Here is a 15,469-nt window from a genome sequence, read left to right as displayed (position 1 = left end):
GAAAATCCTCCTTAAAAATAAGACTATTTACTCATAAATGGTTAAATAATACATCTAAAGTCCTGTTAATCATAATACGAAAAAAAATTTCTCACAATATTATTTTTGTTGAATGCTTCCTGCTCATACAAAAGATAGTTTGACTTTATTTATAAATGAGCATATTGGGTTATCATTTGTTTTCACTGTTGTCGCGTTTTTACAATACGCCGATTGGGGTAAACGATAGGATAGTATTGCAAGCATGTCAGTTGAGTTGTACCTTCAATACAACACATATAGGGAGTGAGTTCATGGAATTAAAATATGAGTTCTATATTAATGCCGGACAGGAAGAGGTGTGGAATGCCCTGATCTCGCCGGATGGTACACGGAGCAGCTTTTTTGGCAGCGAACTTCGTTCTAATTTCCAACCAGGTCAGCCGTTTGCCTATGTAGGGCCTGGGAATGACGGTGCAGAGACGGTTCATGTATACGGCGATATTCTGGAATTCGAACCTCTATCTTTGTTAAGTTACCTTGAGCATCCTGGACCTTCCTACCACGCTAATCACGCTGAGCTTCAATCCAGAGTAGTGTTTCAGCTGGAGAAGGTGGGGGAATGTACGAAATTAACCCTGATCAACGACCGATTTACGGACAACCATCCATCCTTTGCGAACGCACAGAGTAGCTGGTGGATGATATTGAGCAGTATCAAGACATGGGTAGAGACAGGCGAAACGCTGAATTTTGGCTGGTAAAGGTCCGATCGCGAGAAAATATATGAATATAACATCATAACAATGTGAGAAAAGCGCTGATAAGGCGTTTTTTTTTATGTTGTTTTTCGCAAATGGATGAAAACCCTCTACATTTAATGTCTAATGATGTCGAAATATATATAAATGACTTTAGAGGAGAAATCGATATGTTTGGTAAACGTACCCAAATGATCAAGCAAGCCCCTGCGGGTTCGCTTCAACACTTATTGGAATACAGTCGTAAACTGGTTAAAGACGCAGAGCAAGGGATATATACCAGTGAGCTGGAATTAATCAATGATTCTCAGGAAATTGTTGAAATTGCACATAATATCAATAAAGCGGTACATATGCTGAAGAAGCAAAATGAAGCAGCGGATATGCGCCTCAGAATGCTAAATCAGGCATTGAATATCGGACTCTGGGAATCCGAGATTGTAGCAGGAGATCCTCTGGATAGCAATAATATCGTTGCTTTTTCCAATGAATTTCGTCAAATGTTAGGCTTTAGCAATACGAAGGATTTTCCCGATGCTTTTGCAAGTTGGGCCAAATCCGTCCATCCTGATGACAGACCCCAGCTGGTTCAGGAGATTACGAAAAACGTTAATACAACTTCTGAGAAGGCCGCATACAATGTAACGAGCCGAATGATAACAAAGAGTGGAGAAGTGCGCTGGTTCCGGTGTCTTGGACAAGTTGTTAGAAATGATCAAGGCGTTCCGGTTAAACTTCTGGGAATCATGTTTGATATTCATGATGAGAAGAGTAAATCCGATGAGTTAGAAGCACTTGTTACCCGTTATGACCTGGTAAATCGCGCATTAGTGGAAGCGCCGTGGGATATGACCGTTGTGGCTGGAGATGTGGTTAACCCGAATAATGAATTTTGGTGGTCACCACAGTTTCGCCGAGAGCTTGGATTTACCGATGAGCAGGATTTCCCGAATGTGTTCAGCAGTTGGAGCAGCCGGCTTCACCCGGACGATCATGACCGCACGATCAATGAATTTGCCAAGCACATGAATGACTACAGTGGACGGACACCTTACGATCTGGATTACCGTCTGCAACGTAAGAACGGGGAATATCGCTGGTATCATGCAGGTGGTGAGACGGTTCGGGACAGTAACGGAGTACCGCTCCGTGTAGCGGGAACCATTCGTGACGTGACACATGAGAAGAACAAGGAACAGATCGTCGAAGCGATGAATCAGAAGACGAAGCTTTTATCCGAATCCATCGGTGAGATGGTACGTGGAATTAACTCGATTACTGATCAGGCTCAGGAACTGGTTACTGCACAAGAGTTATCCGCGGACGCGGCCATTCAGGTAAAGAGCAGTGCAGATGATACCAAAAACATTACAGCGTTTATTCGGGAAATTGCCAGCCAAACGAATTTACTGGGTCTGAATGCTGCGATCGAAGCAGCCAGAGCGGGAGAATTGGGTCTTGGTTTTGGAGTTGTGGCCGGAGAAGTTCGGAAGTTGGCTGACCATAGCTCGCAGGCTACCGTCAATATTGAAGATAGCATGCAGGCAATGAAGACCTTCATTGACCAGATTCTGGAGCACATTGGCAACATGTCCACACTGACACAGAATCAGGCTGCCCTGACACAGCAGGTAAACGCCTCGATGGATGAGATTAATATGATGTCGCAGGATTTGGTGAACTACTCACGAAATTTGTAAGATGGGATACGGTTTAACCTTGTTGATTGTTGGATGATAAAATGAATTACACAAGAAAAAACAACCGAGACGCAATTTCTGCTCTCGGTTGTTTTTTTGTATTCTCAACACACGATATATGCAAATCTATCTCTTGAATTATACTTGTTGAACTTTGATCAAGTTGGTGTTACCGGATTGACCAATCGGTACGCCAGCGGACAATACGATGATGTCGCCTTTTTCAATATAACCGGTTTTAATTGCATTGCGTGTAGCGGACTCAAACATTTCATCGGTTGTCGTTACTTTGTCGCCCATAACCGGAATGACACCGGAGAGCAGACAGATTTTCGCAAGTACTTCTTCATGCTGTGTAACCGCAATGATCGGTGCTTTTGGACGATATTTGGAGATCATGCGCGCCGTAAATCCACTCTCGGTAGATGTGATGATCGCTTTGGCATTCAGGACAAGGGAGGAACTAACTGCTCCCTGACTGATAACTTCGGTAATGTCAGCTACTTGTTGAGCGGATTTTTGGTTGAATTGTTCTTTGTAATCAATCATCGTTTCAGCACGGCGAGCAACAGCTGCCATTGTGCGCACGGATTGTACCGGGTATTTACCTGCTGCCGATTCACCAGACAACATCACAACGTCTGCGCCTTGAAGAACAGCGTTAGCAACGTCACTAACTTCCGAACGAGTTGGACGCGGATTCACTTGCATCGATTCCAACATGTGCGTTGCGACGATAACCGGTTTACCTGCGCGGTTACATTTATCGATCATTTCTTTTTGCATCATAGGAACGTCTTCGATTGGTACTTCAACCCCGAGATCTCCACGAGCTACCATGATACCGTCAGATGCTTCAATGATATCGTCCAGGTTGGTCATACCTTCCTGGTTTTCGATTTTGGAGATGATTTGTACATGATCTACACCGCGTTCTTTCAGGATGCTGCGAATTTCACGAATGTCGTCGCCTTTACGAACAAAGGAAGCAGCGATGATTTCGATACCGTTTTCGATTCCGAATCCGATGTGCATAACGTCACGTTCCGTTACACCTGGCAAAGTCGTTTTGATTCCTGGCAAGTTAACCCCTTTACGTGGTTTCAGAATGCCGCCGCTGATGATTTTACAGTGAATATCTGATCCTTCCACGGACAGTACAGTCAGATCCACTAAACCATCATCAATGAGGATGCGATCGCCAGGTTTTACAACAAGGTTCAATTCCGGATAGTTTACCGAAATACGCTCAGCGTCACCAAGAATTTCTTCGGTAGTCAGGATAAGCTCTTTACCTGCTTGCAGATGGCAGGATGCTTCTTTCAGTTTGCCAATACGAACTTCCGGTCCCTTGATATCCATCATAATCGGTACATACGTATTCAATTCGGAAGCTGCTTTGCGGATATTGTTAATCCGTGCCACGTGATCTTCCAGTTCACCATGAGCCATATTCAGACGGGCAACCGTCATCCCTTCCTGGATCATTACTTTTAACAATTCGATTGAGTCACAAGCAGGTCCCATAGTACAAATAATTTTTGTTTTCAACATGCTGTTTTCCTCCTCATATGTTTGCTTATATGTGTATTGTAGCGTTTTCTGTCGAATCAGGGTATGAACTATAGTACAATGATTAGAATATAGTCCAATAATGAGGTGTGTTATGGTCACTCCATTAGAAGTACGACACATTAATGGTGTCGGTTGGTACGAAGAAGCGGTGCAGTCACAGGCCACTTGGCGGTTAAGCCTGGTTACTTATGGAAAATGTGTATATTGGGTGAACGGAGAGAAGCAGATCATGGAGAAAGGTGAGCTGCTGCTAATTCCCGCCGGCATTCCGTATTACGGCAAAAGTATTCCTACCGTAACTCACACGCAAATTGTTGTTCAATTACAGGGGGATCATGCACAAGGTTTGCCTGCGCTGGAACGGAGTGAGGCCTTGCGACATAAGCCCGGATGTTATGAACTGATCCATGAACGTATGAAAGCTATCCAACAACAATGGCAGGAACGTCCGTCTTATTATGTCATGATGAGCCAAGCCTTATTGATGGAAGTGCTTATTTATATAAACAGGGAGCTGGACCGCGGTGTTATTCCACCGGAGAGACATCTTCATGCGGAGCGGATGAAGCGATACATTGAGCGGCATTACCGAGAGAAAGTTACGAAAGAAGAGCTCGGGGATGAGATTGGTAAAACTCCTAATTACGCAGCCGCGTTATTTAAAAGCATGACAAATCAGACGATCAGCCAATATGTTCATGATCAACGGATGAAAAGGGCAGTGTATTTGCTTACCGAGTCACAGCTCTCCATTCAGGAAATTGCAGAATTTCTCGGATACCGAGATCTGTCTTATTTTTACCGGATATTCAAGCGTTTAATGGGAAGCCCTCCATCTGATCTGCTCCATGAACGTCCACCCATTGTATGAAGGACAGGGTCCTCATGGTTGCGTCTTGAAAAGTTCTTTCATTTAAGTATTAACTAAACATCAACTTGCAATCACGCAAAAAAAGAGGGCCGAGGCCCTCTTTCTGGTTTCATGACAGTTGAATTACTCCTGCCGATGCAATATAGATCTTATACTAAGCGGTTGCTGCTTGTATTTGTAGCTGTAAGTGGTTGCTTTGTTTTTTTGCTTGCCAGTCCAGCGCGAACTGCAACTACATGCACAGCCCAGTACGCTGCTTCCGCGAACAGAATGCCGCCAGCTACATCCAGCAGCGAATGCTGCTTTACAAACACCGTCGAAGCAATAATTAGCCACAACCATATCGACCATGAGATCCGCGCCATTGGTTTGAAGTTTAAGTGTCGATTGATGATGATGAAGAGCAGATAACTTGTGAGACAGTGGATGCTTGGAAAACAGTTGTATGGAGCATCATTGGTATAGATAAACTGTACGAGCGTGCTGCTTAAACCTGTTCCGATAGCTTCCGGTCGAGGCACGTAAGTAGGGAAGACCGCAAAAACGATGTTGGCTGCGATTACTCCTACGTTATAGGTAATTATCATACGCCAGAATAGCGATTTGTTTGTTAGACCCAAATAGAGAAATCCAAGATACAGAATCGGCATCCAACTGACATAAGGATAAATAAATTCTTTGATAAAAGGAATCTGTGTATCAATCCAGGCATAATTGTAGAAGACATCACTTCCGGTGTTACTGCCTAACAAAACATAAATGGAACCTTGAAGCGGTATACATAAGATTGCCAGCAAATGTCCCCAGCGCAGAAATAATGCTTTCATAGTATCCCCCTGAGTTCGTTCTTCGTTCTTCATTTCACAGCTCTCATCTTAACTCTCCATATATATGACGTTGCAGAAATGTCGTAACCCTGCACCGATTCATTCTTTTAATACTATAATAGACATTTTAGCACTTGAGCCATACCTGATTGTAAGGTAAAAGCTGTAAGAGAAATTCTCTTTTTTGTTACTTTTATAGTTTTATCCAGAAAAGGATAGCAGAATATCGAATAGATATGATAAAACTAAATTGTCATATAAGTTCATATGACAACCAATAAAAATGAAATGAGGCTATTACAATCTATGAACATCCCGCAATCCAAGCAAAACCAATCCTTTTCCACGCGCAGGCCCGTGCTGACGGTAGTCATTATTGAACTGCTCCTTTTGCTCGCGGTTTTCGCGGCAGGGGCGGTAGCTACCGTGAAGCAACTGGACTACACATCACCAGTATTGATGTCGTTTACTCCAATGGCCCTCGTGCTCATTATTTATCTCACCCTGCGACGCAAATGGAGAGAGATCGGATTTCGCTCCATAAGAACTATCCCGGCAAGTCATGCAAAGTATTATATTCCGCTACTCCTTGTACTGGGTACTCTTGCGCTGAAAGGATTTACAGAGTTAGCCTTCTCCAAGGTCGCCTTTTTTATATTTTTCACCTTGCTTGTCGCCTTTGTGGAGGAAACCATTTATCGTGGACTGATCTTCAAAACGTTGCTTCGTAAGAGTGCGGTTGCGGCAGTTGTCACTTCTAGTGTTTTATTTTCCATCACCCATATCATGAATGCATTATCCGGTCAGAGTATGGCAGACACCATTCTGCAACTAATCTATGCATTGCTGCTTGGAGCGGCGCTCGCGCTGTTAATGTTGAAAAACGGGAATATCGTGCCGCTGATCCTCTTTCATTTCATACATAATTTAATTCAATTTCTTGGGAACGACCGGCAAGACACCGGGACACTTGCCTACGATATCTTCATATTGGTTGTGTTGGTTGCTTATTGCGTATGGTTGACGTTTAACGTTCGAACGAAATTATCTTCTTCAGAGAGTACTACACAGGGGAGTTCAGTGGTTCGTTAAACGGGCGTGATAAGTTGCGGCCTAACTCTGTTAACCGCCAGCCATTGGAACGTGGTATACTTCAATCTGGCGGTATGGCAGGCTTGTTCATAATCAATCGGAAGTCCGTCCAACCGTACAATGGGTAGATAAATAGGTGATATTGTGGAAAAGACAGCACAGGCAGTGGCGGAATGGATGGTACAGGAGATTAAATTCACCGGTACACTTCATCAGGAAGCTGCAATTGAATATGTAAGGTCCAATTTTGGAGAAGAATTTGTATTTGTGAATGAGAATGGAAATACTTCGTTATCAAAAGAAGTGAAGAAAGCGTTCCGCAAGCTGCATCGTGGGCAGATTGCATGGGATAGGGATGCCTTTATGTGGGCATGGACCTAGAGTGTTATCCTGTGATTGATTGAGCTTTCATGGATGTGTTGGATATGCATGTCAAAATTTTTTTTAGAAAATGTATAAGTTGGTTCGGATCTGCATATCCTTTCATAAGACCGCAATGAGCGGAAGGGCAAGCGACAAACCCTGTTCCTGTGCGTGCGAATAACATGTATTTCCAAAGCTGTTTGAAAAGAAAATACAAAGATTTGCTTTTTGGTGAAAACGGAGTTATAATAAAAACAAGTTGTAGAGAGTGGAAAACCTAATTCACATATTGTAAAGGGCGATCACTTATAGGTTATGACTGGTACCTTTTTCAATGTGTGAATTTTTATTTGCTTGCTGCAAAGAACAAAGGAACATGTTAATCTTTATTTGGAGGTGTAATTCACATGCAAAACGGAACAGTAAAATGGTTCAACGCTGATAAAGGCTTCGGTTTCATCGAAGTTGAAGGCGGAGAAGATGTATTCGTACACTTCAGCGCTATTACAGGCGAAGGCTTCAAAACGCTGGACGAAGGTCAACGCGTGCAATTTAAAATTGTACAAGGAAACCGTGGTCCTCAAGCAGAAGAAGTTGTAAAACTGTAATTAAAGCATAGCTGCCTTTAACATGTTATAATGGTAAAGGCAGCTTCTTTTTTTTGAGCAGTTATAATGAAAGTCGGCCCAATAGTTGTCGAGACAGAAGTCCGGACGGGACAAAACTTCCGCTAAGTAGTGGCTTCTGTGAAATAACGTCGGATCAGATGTTTTTCCATAACAAAGGGGGTAGAAGTCATGTATAATCGCAAAAAACCGTTGGAAGAGATTCCACAAGCGGATGCGGCAATCTGGGAATGTACGAGTGATACGTGCAAAGGATGGATGCGGGACAATTTTGCGTTTGATAGCGTGCCTACTTGTCCGATATGTGCTTCTGAGATGGTTAGCACGACCAGGATGCTGCCATTGCTTGAAAATTCGAATAGTAATCTGAAAACGATGCCTAAAGGAAATCGGATTTAACATAGCTTACCCGCCTCTAACGAGGTGTTTTTTTTTAAGTTGAACCTGACATCTTGTACAAAGGTAAGGGTCTTAAATAAGAAGTTCCCGGCATTCGTTTTGGCGAATGCCTTTTTTTATATCTTTTTTTTCAATTAATACATCCGATTTACAACAATGTTTTTACTTGGATCTAGGGTTTGAATTAACGATAAATGACAAACAAAGAACCTTCTTGCTTCATGCAAGAAGGTTCTTTGTTTGTTTAGAGATTTTAGATGAACAGGAATGGCAGCAGAAACAGGGTTGCTACCAGAGCCAGTTCGATCCCTGCTCCAGCTCCATAGCCGTAACGCCCGTAACCTCCGCCGTATCCTCCATATGGACCGTAGGCCGAAGATTTAACTTTCTTTGTTGCAACAGTGTTTTTCTTGCTGCTTTTTACAAGCTGCTGTTTGGATTTGACTGAACACAGCCGTGGTCCTTCGAAACATCCGTTCAAATAAATTTTACCATCACGACATTGACCAAGCGTACCATACATATGCTTACCGTCGTTCATAACGAGACAAACGGAACGTCCAACGTGCGGAGAAACCGTTTCTTCGCATACCGGATTAATTCTGTACATGCAAATCCTCCTCATTAGGTGCGGTTGCCGCTTGAATTCAACGGTTTGTATATCATAGTAAAAAGAAGACCGATTGGTATGGACGAGTACCCGGAAATTAGATGGGGAGGAGCCGTTTTTATATCTGCTCCATACACTGGAGGGAGTAAAAGGGAGGGGATCTCATGGATTATCATGATTTGCTGGCCCGGCTTGGAGAAGGGAGTGCCCATCCGGGAGGATTTACAGCAACGATGCAACTGTTGGATACGCTGTCTCTGCCTGCGCATAGCAAGGTGCTTGAGGTGGGATGTGGTACAGGGAGGACGGCTTGTTACCTCGCCCGAAAGGGCTATCGGGTAACCGCGGTTGATCTGAATCGGCAGATGTTGGAGAAAGCGGTGCGACGCGCAAGACGGGAGCGCTTGGATATTCGTTTTATTCAGGCGGATGTAAAATCCTTACCTTTTCCGGATCATTATTTTGATGTGGTATTTGTAGAGTCCGTCACCATCTTTACCCAGTGGCGAAGTACCCTTGAGGAATATAAGCGAGTATTGAAGCCAGGTGGTCTATTCATTGATCGGGAGATGGTGTTATCCGGCAGGAAGACAGAAGTGATGAGCCGTAGGTTGAAACAATTTTATGGAATAAGGACCCTGGCAACCATGACTACATGGAAGAAACGTCTCAGACAGTGTGGATTTACTGAGGTCTTGGTCAAGGAACATTCTCGTTCTATGGGAAAATGGGGCGTGGATCATGATCCTCATCGAGAGATGGATATGAGCTTGTTTGAGGATGAGCAAGTGCAGCGTATGGGACGCACCAATGATCGTTTGCTTGCAAGATACGGAAAAAGACTGGGTTATGCGGTTTTTGAAGCAAAGTCATCAATGGATAGCGGTAATAAACAGAAAGAGTAGGAATACTTTTTGGCGGAGAGGGTAGTCCAATAACGAATGTGAAAAAAATAGGCTGATGAAGTCTGGTATTCAAAAAAGCAACCCACTCTAAGTGGATTGCTTTTTCTTTGTTCTTGGACGCTCAATCCAAACCAGTGAGCGATGAATATAGTCCACGCCAGATTTTGGATGAAAGCATTACAGCATATCGTTGTCGATAATGCGCCAGTGATGCTTCAGCAGAGCTTCCAGTTGCGGTTTATCCTTGGCTCGAAAAGCGCTTACGATTTGGCGATGTTCTTCATTTACCTCATTAAGTACACTGGAAAGCTTCGGCTTGTTGTCGCTGACATATGATTGGCGAATAAAGCTATTTTTTAACGTGTTTAACATCTCGATGACAGTGGCATTGCCGCAGCGCTGGATGTACAGGTTATGAAATTGATATTGATTCTTGCTGTAAGCAGCCAGATCGAGCTGGGTGATATCTTCATCCATCCGTGCAATAAGGGCCTCCATCTCCAGGAGCTCAGACGGTTTGAGCTGGTCCGCTGCGAGTGTAGCAGCAAGTGCTTCAAGCGCACCGATGGCCTGCGAGAACTCGAGTTTTTTGCCAGCATCAAATGGAGCCACGATAAATCCCCTGCGTGGGATATATTGCAGAAGATTGTCAGAAGTGAGCTGAAATAAGGCTTCCCGAGTAGGTGTACGGCTGATGTCCAACTTTTTGCAAATCTCCGCTTCATTAATCTTCTGATTGGGGAGCAATGTCCCGTCCTGAATTTTCTGTGCGATATAATCGTAAACGTGATCTTTCAAGGACCGGTATTTGGGTGCCTCCATACCGAATCCCCCCTTCTGTATATAGTGATGATTGGATGTGTGAGGGTGTGAGCCCTGTAATGGTGCGCCGTTCGGGAGTTTCAAGTTTTTATCATCTTAACACCGAGGGGGGAGTTGGGCAAGCAATCTTAATGATCTAAATCAATGTAAGTTTTATGTTAAATAAATTACGTATTATGGAATTAAAGTGTATAAATGTGTTAAATTCATTGCCATGAAATAGATTATTTGTTAGTATTACTTACATCAAAGTCCATATATTGCCTTGTGTATATTGTATACAAGTTATATGTCTTTATCATTCCAAAACAGAACAGGGGTATGTTGAGTGAAAAGAGTGCTTTTGCCAATGATGCTGTTGTTAATGGTGGTAATCATGTCAGCTTGTGGGCAGGAACAAACGACGGGGGCCGGGTCGGAACCTTCTCCATCCTCGGAGAGTGGTAGCGCAGAGAAGAAAGTTATCGTACTTGGCACCAGTGCAGACTACGCACCTTATGAATTTCACAAAAGCATTAATGGCAAGGACACTATTGTTGGTTTTGATATTGAGATTGCCAAGGCGATTGCTGCGGACATGGGAGCTGAGCTGAAGATTGAGGATATGGATTTTGATGGCTTGCTTATGGCGCTGAGCACGGACAAGGTCGATTTTGTTATATCGGGCTTAACACCTACAGTAGAGCGAAAGAAGAACGTTGATTTTACGGATATCTACTATTATGCAGAACAGGCTGTGCTCGTTAGAGCTGACGAAGGCGACTCGATAACCTCACTGGATGATTTGTCGGGTAAGCAGGTAGGTGTGCAGAAAAGCTCCATTCAGGAAGGCATTGCTCAGGATATTCAAGGAGCCAAACTTACTTCTCTTGCCAAAATTCCCGAATTGATTCTTGAATTGCAGACCGGGCGGGTAGATGCGCTTATTCTGGAGAAGCCGGTTGCGCAGCAGTATGTAAAGAACCAGGAGGGACTGGTTGTTGCAAATGTGAAGATTGAACAGGCAGAGGATGAAGGAGGATCGGCAATCGCCGTGAAAAAAGGCAACAAGGAGCTCGTTGATCAGATCAACAGTACGCTGGAGAAGCTCAAAACGGACGGAGATATCGAACGCTTCGTTGTTGAAGCGAATGAGATGTTAGGCGAATAAACCGGGCGAGTGAGGGATATACCGTGAATTTAGATTTCTCCTTTCTATCCGAACATTGGCAGGATTATGCGCGTAGCGCGTGGGTGACGTTGGAGCTTTCCTTCTTTGGGGTGTTATTTGGTACTTTGCTGGGGGTTATGGTGGCACTGCTGCGTATATCACGAGTGTGGCCTATCAAGTTCGCAGCATCCGCGTATATCGAACTCATTCGCGGTACGCCGATGTTGGTGCAAATTCTCATTATTCATTATGGTCTGACCGTAATTGGTGTGAACCTAACCGCATTTATGTCGGGGGTGGTCGCATTGACCATGAACAGCTCGGCATACATGGCAGAGGTGTTCAGGGCGGGGATTCAGGCAATTGATAAAGGACAGACTGAAGTTTCGCGTTCTCTTGGGATGTCCCATAGCATGACGCTTCGCTACATTATACTGCCGCAGGCCTTTCGAAACATGCTTCCGGCGATCGGTAATGAATTCATTATTATCATTAAAGATTCCTCGCTTGTTTCCATGATCGGGATTGCTGAGATTATATATACGGCTAGAGCCATTCAGGGGGTTACCTTCCAGCCGCTTGCCCCGCTCCTTGTTGCTGCTGCCCTCTATTTTGTAATTACATTTACGTTGGCCAACCTGCTCACCTGGCTGGAACGCAGACTTTCCGTATCCCGATAACGGAATACGGAAAGTCTGCGAATGAAGTGAAATTAGGTGATCGCGGAAAAAGTGAGCAGGAGTCGTAAATGGTCGTGGCGAAGCATACATTGATATTGTATTTTGTATACAATATAATCAAAGAGGGGTGCTGGGAGTATATGTCAGATTCGAAAATGTTAATGGATTGGTCGGAACGTTATGCTGCACCTAATTATCATCCGCTCCCGATCGTCATTGAGCAGGCAGAGGGAGTATGGGTCGAAGATCCCGAAGGTCGCCGTTATATGGATATGTTAAGTGCATATTCGGCATTAAATCATGGGCACAGACATCCGGTAATCATTCAGGCGCTGAAAGATCAGGCAGATCGGGTAACATTAACATCACGGGCATTTCACAGCAGTGCGGCATCACTTTTTTATCAGAAGCTCTCGCAATTTACAGGCAAACCCAAAATTCTGGCCATGAACACGGGAGCTGAAGCGGTTGAAACGGCCGTGAAAGCAGTACGAAGATGGGCATATCGCTGCAAGGGTGTACCGGAAAATCAAGCTGAAATTATCGTATGCTCCGGCAATTTTCATGGAAGAACACTGACGGTCACCTCTTTCTCATCTTCAGAAGAGTACAAAAAAGACTTTGGTCCGTTTACACCCGGATTCAAAATCATTCCTTATGGTGACATTGAAGCGCTTAAACTTGCGATTACACCGCACACGGCCGCTTTTCTTGTGGAACCCATTCAGGGGGAGGCCGGTATTGTCATTCCGCCAGAAGGATATCTTGCTGAAGCCTTTACGCTGTGCAAACAGCACCGGGTGTTGAATGTGGCGGATGAGATTCAGACCGGATTCGGACGAACGGGACGCCGTTTTGCCTCTGACTGGGAGGGGGTTGAGCCTGATATCTGGATTATGGGTAAAGCGCTAGGTGGGGGAGTGATACCCATCTCGGCTATTGCTGCAAATGCAGAAATACTGGATTTGTTTGAACCGGGTTCTCATGGCTCCACTTTCGGGGGGAACCCACTTGCCTGCGCAGTGGCTGTTGCGGCACTGGAAGTTCTGGAAAATGAGAAGCTTGCAGGGCGCTCGGAGCGTCTGGGGAATTATTTTATGAAACAGCTTCAGGGAATTCGCAGTTCAGCTGTGCGTGAGGTTCGAGGCAGAGGGTTGTTCATCGGTGTTGATCTGCATGTACCTGCACGCCCATATTGTGAGAAGTTAATGTCTGTTGGACTGCTCTGTAAAGAAACCCATGAAACAACGATCCGTTTTGCACCGCCACTGACCATTACGGAGACTGAGATCGACTGGGCGTTGGAGCGAATTGCTCAGGTGCTGGGTGACTGATAAACCTTTGATTCTTTGATTACTTCATATAAGCAGCGAAGGAGCTGGCCTACATGGGAAACAATGATATGGAATCTGCAGGAACGCTGAGTGCTTCTAATGAAACGAGCCAATTACATTTGCGTCATCATGACGTTGCCGTTATTAAGGTGCCTTTTGGATTAGGCGGGGCCCGAGGTGGTGCTGAGTTAGGTCCGGATGAACTCATTACCGCAGGATTGAAACGTGAAATTGCTAGCCTTGGGCTGAAAGTATCAAAAGAGATCCGTGTAGATTGTCCCTCAGAGTCTGTAGCTCCAATTGAACGCAATCGTGTGAAATATTTATCCGAGGTTAGACAGGTGAGCGAGCGAGTGTGCAATGAAGTGTCTGGCGCGATAGCGGAAGGGGCTTTTCCACTTGTTCTGGGTGGGGATCACAGTGTAGCTATAGGTTCTCTTGCCGGGTTGTCTGCGCATTATTCCAATCTGGGTGTGATCTGGTTTGATGCTCATGCGGATTTGAATACAGAAGAGCGTAGTCTGTCTGGAAATATGCATGGGATGAGTGTTGCTGCCGCTTTGGGGCATTCTGCATTTAACTTGTCACATATTCCGGGCGCGGGGCCGTTCCTTAATCCTTCCAACCTGGTCTATATTGGCTTGCGTGATTTGGATGTATATGAGAAGGAACAGATCCGAGCACTTGGCATCAAGAGCTTTACAATGCATGATATTGACCGGATGGGTATACAACAGGTTGTTGAACAGACGCTGGCTGTAGTCGGAGAAGGAACAGATGGTATTCATATTAGCTTTGATATGGATTGTCTTGATCCGCGTGAGGCTCCGGGTGTGGGTACGCCGGTACTAGGGGGGCTGAATTACCGTGAAGCTCATTTTGCACTGGAGCTGCTCGCTTCCACCAACCAAGTCACGTCTATGGATCTGGTGGAGGTTAACCCGCTGTTTGATCAGAACAGGCATACGGCCCGCCTTGGAGTAGAGCTGATTGCTTCATTGCTGGGTAAACGGATCTTATAACGATCGGATAGCTATTTCGTGTGGGGATGAATTCATGCTTATATAGAAGGTGATGTCGAATCATATAATGTAATGTTATATAAGAGCCAGGGTCTGACTCATCCATATGATCTTCGACTGAATGAAGATAGGTATGAATGACTTCCCTGGCTATAGATGTTGGATGCACCTCTAGACTCTTGAACGGATGGAGGGTTGAGGGCAAAGTGGGTTTTATAGAGTAAGAATGCCTGGGTAAACGTTGCTTTCTGGTACCTTAAGGAGTGTTGGGTATATATACGAGGGTCTCTACTATAGAAGAAAGAGATTGTAGATTATCTGATAGAGAATGTGCTTCTAAAGTTTTTTTGAAAATAAAGCTTGCATTCGAAAACTGTACATGGTATATTCTAATTCCGGCCAAGAAAACACAAGAAACATGGTGCGGCAAGCGAATGAAATAAGCTTCGAAAGAAACTTAAAAAAAGAGCTTGCAAAGTTGGTTAGGATGTGATAAGATATAAAAGTTGCTGAGGTGAACAACACACGGCAATGAAACAAGTTTGATCTTTGAAAACTGAACAACGAGTGAGTAAACATTCTGCTTGCAGAGTGAACGCGAAAGTTTGAGACAAGCCTTGGCTTGGATCGACTGGAGCATAAAATGAGATTTTTAATCTCGTCAGTTTCAAAATGAGCTTATCGCTCTTTTCAATACTTTATTGGAGAGTTTGATCCTGGCTCAGGACGAACGCTGGCGGCATGCCTAATACA

16 protein-coding genes are annotated in these 15,469 nt (G+C 44.4%); 12 read left to right on the top strand and 4 right to left on the bottom strand.

Annotation, left to right across the window (positions count from 1 at the left end):
• Positions 1-293: 293 nt before the first annotated feature.
• A complete protein-coding gene (locus BMY78_RS31905) occupies positions 294-743 on the top strand; it encodes an SRPBCC family protein (RefSeq protein WP_090905398.1) in 450 nt (149 codons plus the stop codon).
• Between the two features lie 167 nt (positions 744-910).
• Positions 911-2,440, top strand: coding sequence for a methyl-accepting chemotaxis protein (locus BMY78_RS31900; protein WP_090905396.1), 1,530 nt, complete (start codon positions 911-913; stop codon positions 2,438-2,440).
• Between the two features lie 138 nt (positions 2,441-2,578).
• Here the strand turns inward: BMY78_RS31900 and pyk are convergent, their stop codons facing one another.
• Positions 2,579-3,994, bottom strand: coding sequence for a pyruvate kinase (gene pyk, locus BMY78_RS31895; RefSeq protein WP_076292255.1), 1,416 nt, complete (start codon positions 3,992-3,994; stop codon positions 2,579-2,581).
• Positions 3,995-4,106: 112 nt separating this feature from the next.
• Between pyk and BMY78_RS31890 the strand changes: the two genes are divergently transcribed.
• Complete coding sequence (locus BMY78_RS31890) at positions 4,107-4,886, top strand: AraC family transcriptional regulator (protein ID WP_090905394.1); 780 nt, start codon at positions 4,107-4,109, stop codon at positions 4,884-4,886.
• Between the two features lie 149 nt (positions 4,887-5,035).
• Here the strand turns inward: BMY78_RS31890 and BMY78_RS31885 are convergent, their stop codons facing one another.
• A complete protein-coding gene (locus BMY78_RS31885) occupies positions 5,036-5,713 on the bottom strand; it encodes a phosphatase PAP2 family protein (protein ID WP_177185941.1) in 678 nt (225 codons plus the stop codon).
• A 306-nt stretch (positions 5,714-6,019) separates the two neighbouring features.
• Between BMY78_RS31885 and BMY78_RS31880 the strand changes: the two genes are divergently transcribed.
• The 4 genes from BMY78_RS31880 to BMY78_RS31865 all read left to right on the top strand — a co-directional run bounded on the left by BMY78_RS31880 (position 6,020) and on the right by BMY78_RS31865 (position 8,193).
• Positions 6,020-6,805, top strand: coding sequence for a CPBP family intramembrane glutamic endopeptidase (locus BMY78_RS31880; protein WP_090905390.1), 786 nt, complete (start codon positions 6,020-6,022; stop codon positions 6,803-6,805).
• 144 nt (positions 6,806-6,949) lie between these two features.
• A complete protein-coding gene (locus BMY78_RS31875; protein ID WP_090905388.1) occupies positions 6,950-7,186 on the top strand; it encodes a DUF6953 family protein in 237 nt (78 codons plus the stop codon).
• Between the two features lie 389 nt (positions 7,187-7,575).
• Positions 7,576-7,776 carry a cold-shock protein gene (locus tag BMY78_RS31870; protein WP_024633772.1) on the top strand — a complete coding sequence of 67 codons (201 nt, stop codon included), beginning with the start codon at positions 7,576-7,578 and terminating at the stop codon, positions 7,774-7,776.
• A gap of 189 nt (positions 7,777-7,965) precedes the next feature.
• Positions 7,966-8,193 carry a cold-shock protein gene (locus BMY78_RS31865; protein ID WP_024633773.1) on the top strand — a complete coding sequence of 76 codons (228 nt, stop codon included), beginning with the start codon at positions 7,966-7,968 and terminating at the stop codon, positions 8,191-8,193.
• Positions 8,194-8,446: 253 nt separating this feature from the next.
• On the opposite strand, the gene BMY78_RS31860 is transcribed toward BMY78_RS31865, so the two are convergent.
• On the bottom strand, positions 8,447-8,803 hold the full coding sequence (locus BMY78_RS31860) for a hypothetical protein (protein ID WP_090905386.1): 357 nt from the start codon (positions 8,801-8,803) through the stop codon (positions 8,447-8,449).
• Between the two features lie 164 nt (positions 8,804-8,967).
• On the opposite strand from BMY78_RS31860, the gene BMY78_RS31855 reads away from it, so the two are divergent.
• The gene (locus BMY78_RS31855; protein WP_090905384.1) at positions 8,968-9,708 is read left to right on the top strand and encodes a class I SAM-dependent methyltransferase; all 741 of its coding nucleotides are present in this window, start codon (positions 8,968-8,970) and stop codon (positions 9,706-9,708) included.
• A 177-nt stretch (positions 9,709-9,885) separates the two neighbouring features.
• Here BMY78_RS31855 and BMY78_RS31850 read toward each other — a convergent pair whose 3' ends face one another.
• Positions 9,886-10,530 carry a GntR family transcriptional regulator gene (locus BMY78_RS31850; protein WP_090905382.1) on the bottom strand — a complete coding sequence of 215 codons (645 nt, stop codon included), beginning with the start codon at positions 10,528-10,530 and terminating at the stop codon, positions 9,886-9,888.
• A 328-nt stretch (positions 10,531-10,858) separates the two neighbouring features.
• Here BMY78_RS31850 and BMY78_RS31845 point away from each other — a divergent pair, with 328 nt between their 5' ends.
• The 4 genes from BMY78_RS31845 (at position 10,859) to rocF (ending at position 14,716) form a co-directional block, all read left to right on the top strand.
• A complete protein-coding gene (locus BMY78_RS31845) occupies positions 10,859-11,680 on the top strand; it encodes an ABC transporter substrate-binding protein (RefSeq protein WP_090905380.1) in 822 nt (273 codons plus the stop codon).
• A gap of 23 nt (positions 11,681-11,703) precedes the next feature.
• Entirely contained in the window at positions 11,704-12,360 is a 657-nt protein-coding gene (locus tag BMY78_RS31840; protein WP_090905378.1) for an amino acid ABC transporter permease, read from the top strand.
• 140 nt (positions 12,361-12,500) lie between these two features.
• Positions 12,501-13,694: an ornithine--oxo-acid transaminase gene (locus tag BMY78_RS31835; protein WP_090905428.1), complete on the top strand. Its 1,194-nt coding sequence runs from the start codon at positions 12,501-12,503 to the stop codon at positions 13,692-13,694.
• Between the two features lie 53 nt (positions 13,695-13,747).
• Entirely contained in the window at positions 13,748-14,716 is a 969-nt protein-coding gene (gene rocF, locus BMY78_RS31830) for an arginase (RefSeq protein ID WP_256222571.1), read from the top strand.
• Positions 14,717-15,469: the final 753 nt, after the last annotated feature.

The organism is Paenibacillus sp. OK076 (assembly GCF_900110055.1).
GTDB lineage: Bacteria > Bacillota > Bacilli > Paenibacillales > Paenibacillaceae > Paenibacillus.
The sequence above is the reverse complement of the archived record's forward strand: the minus strand, read 5'-3'. Positions and strand labels throughout refer to the sequence as shown.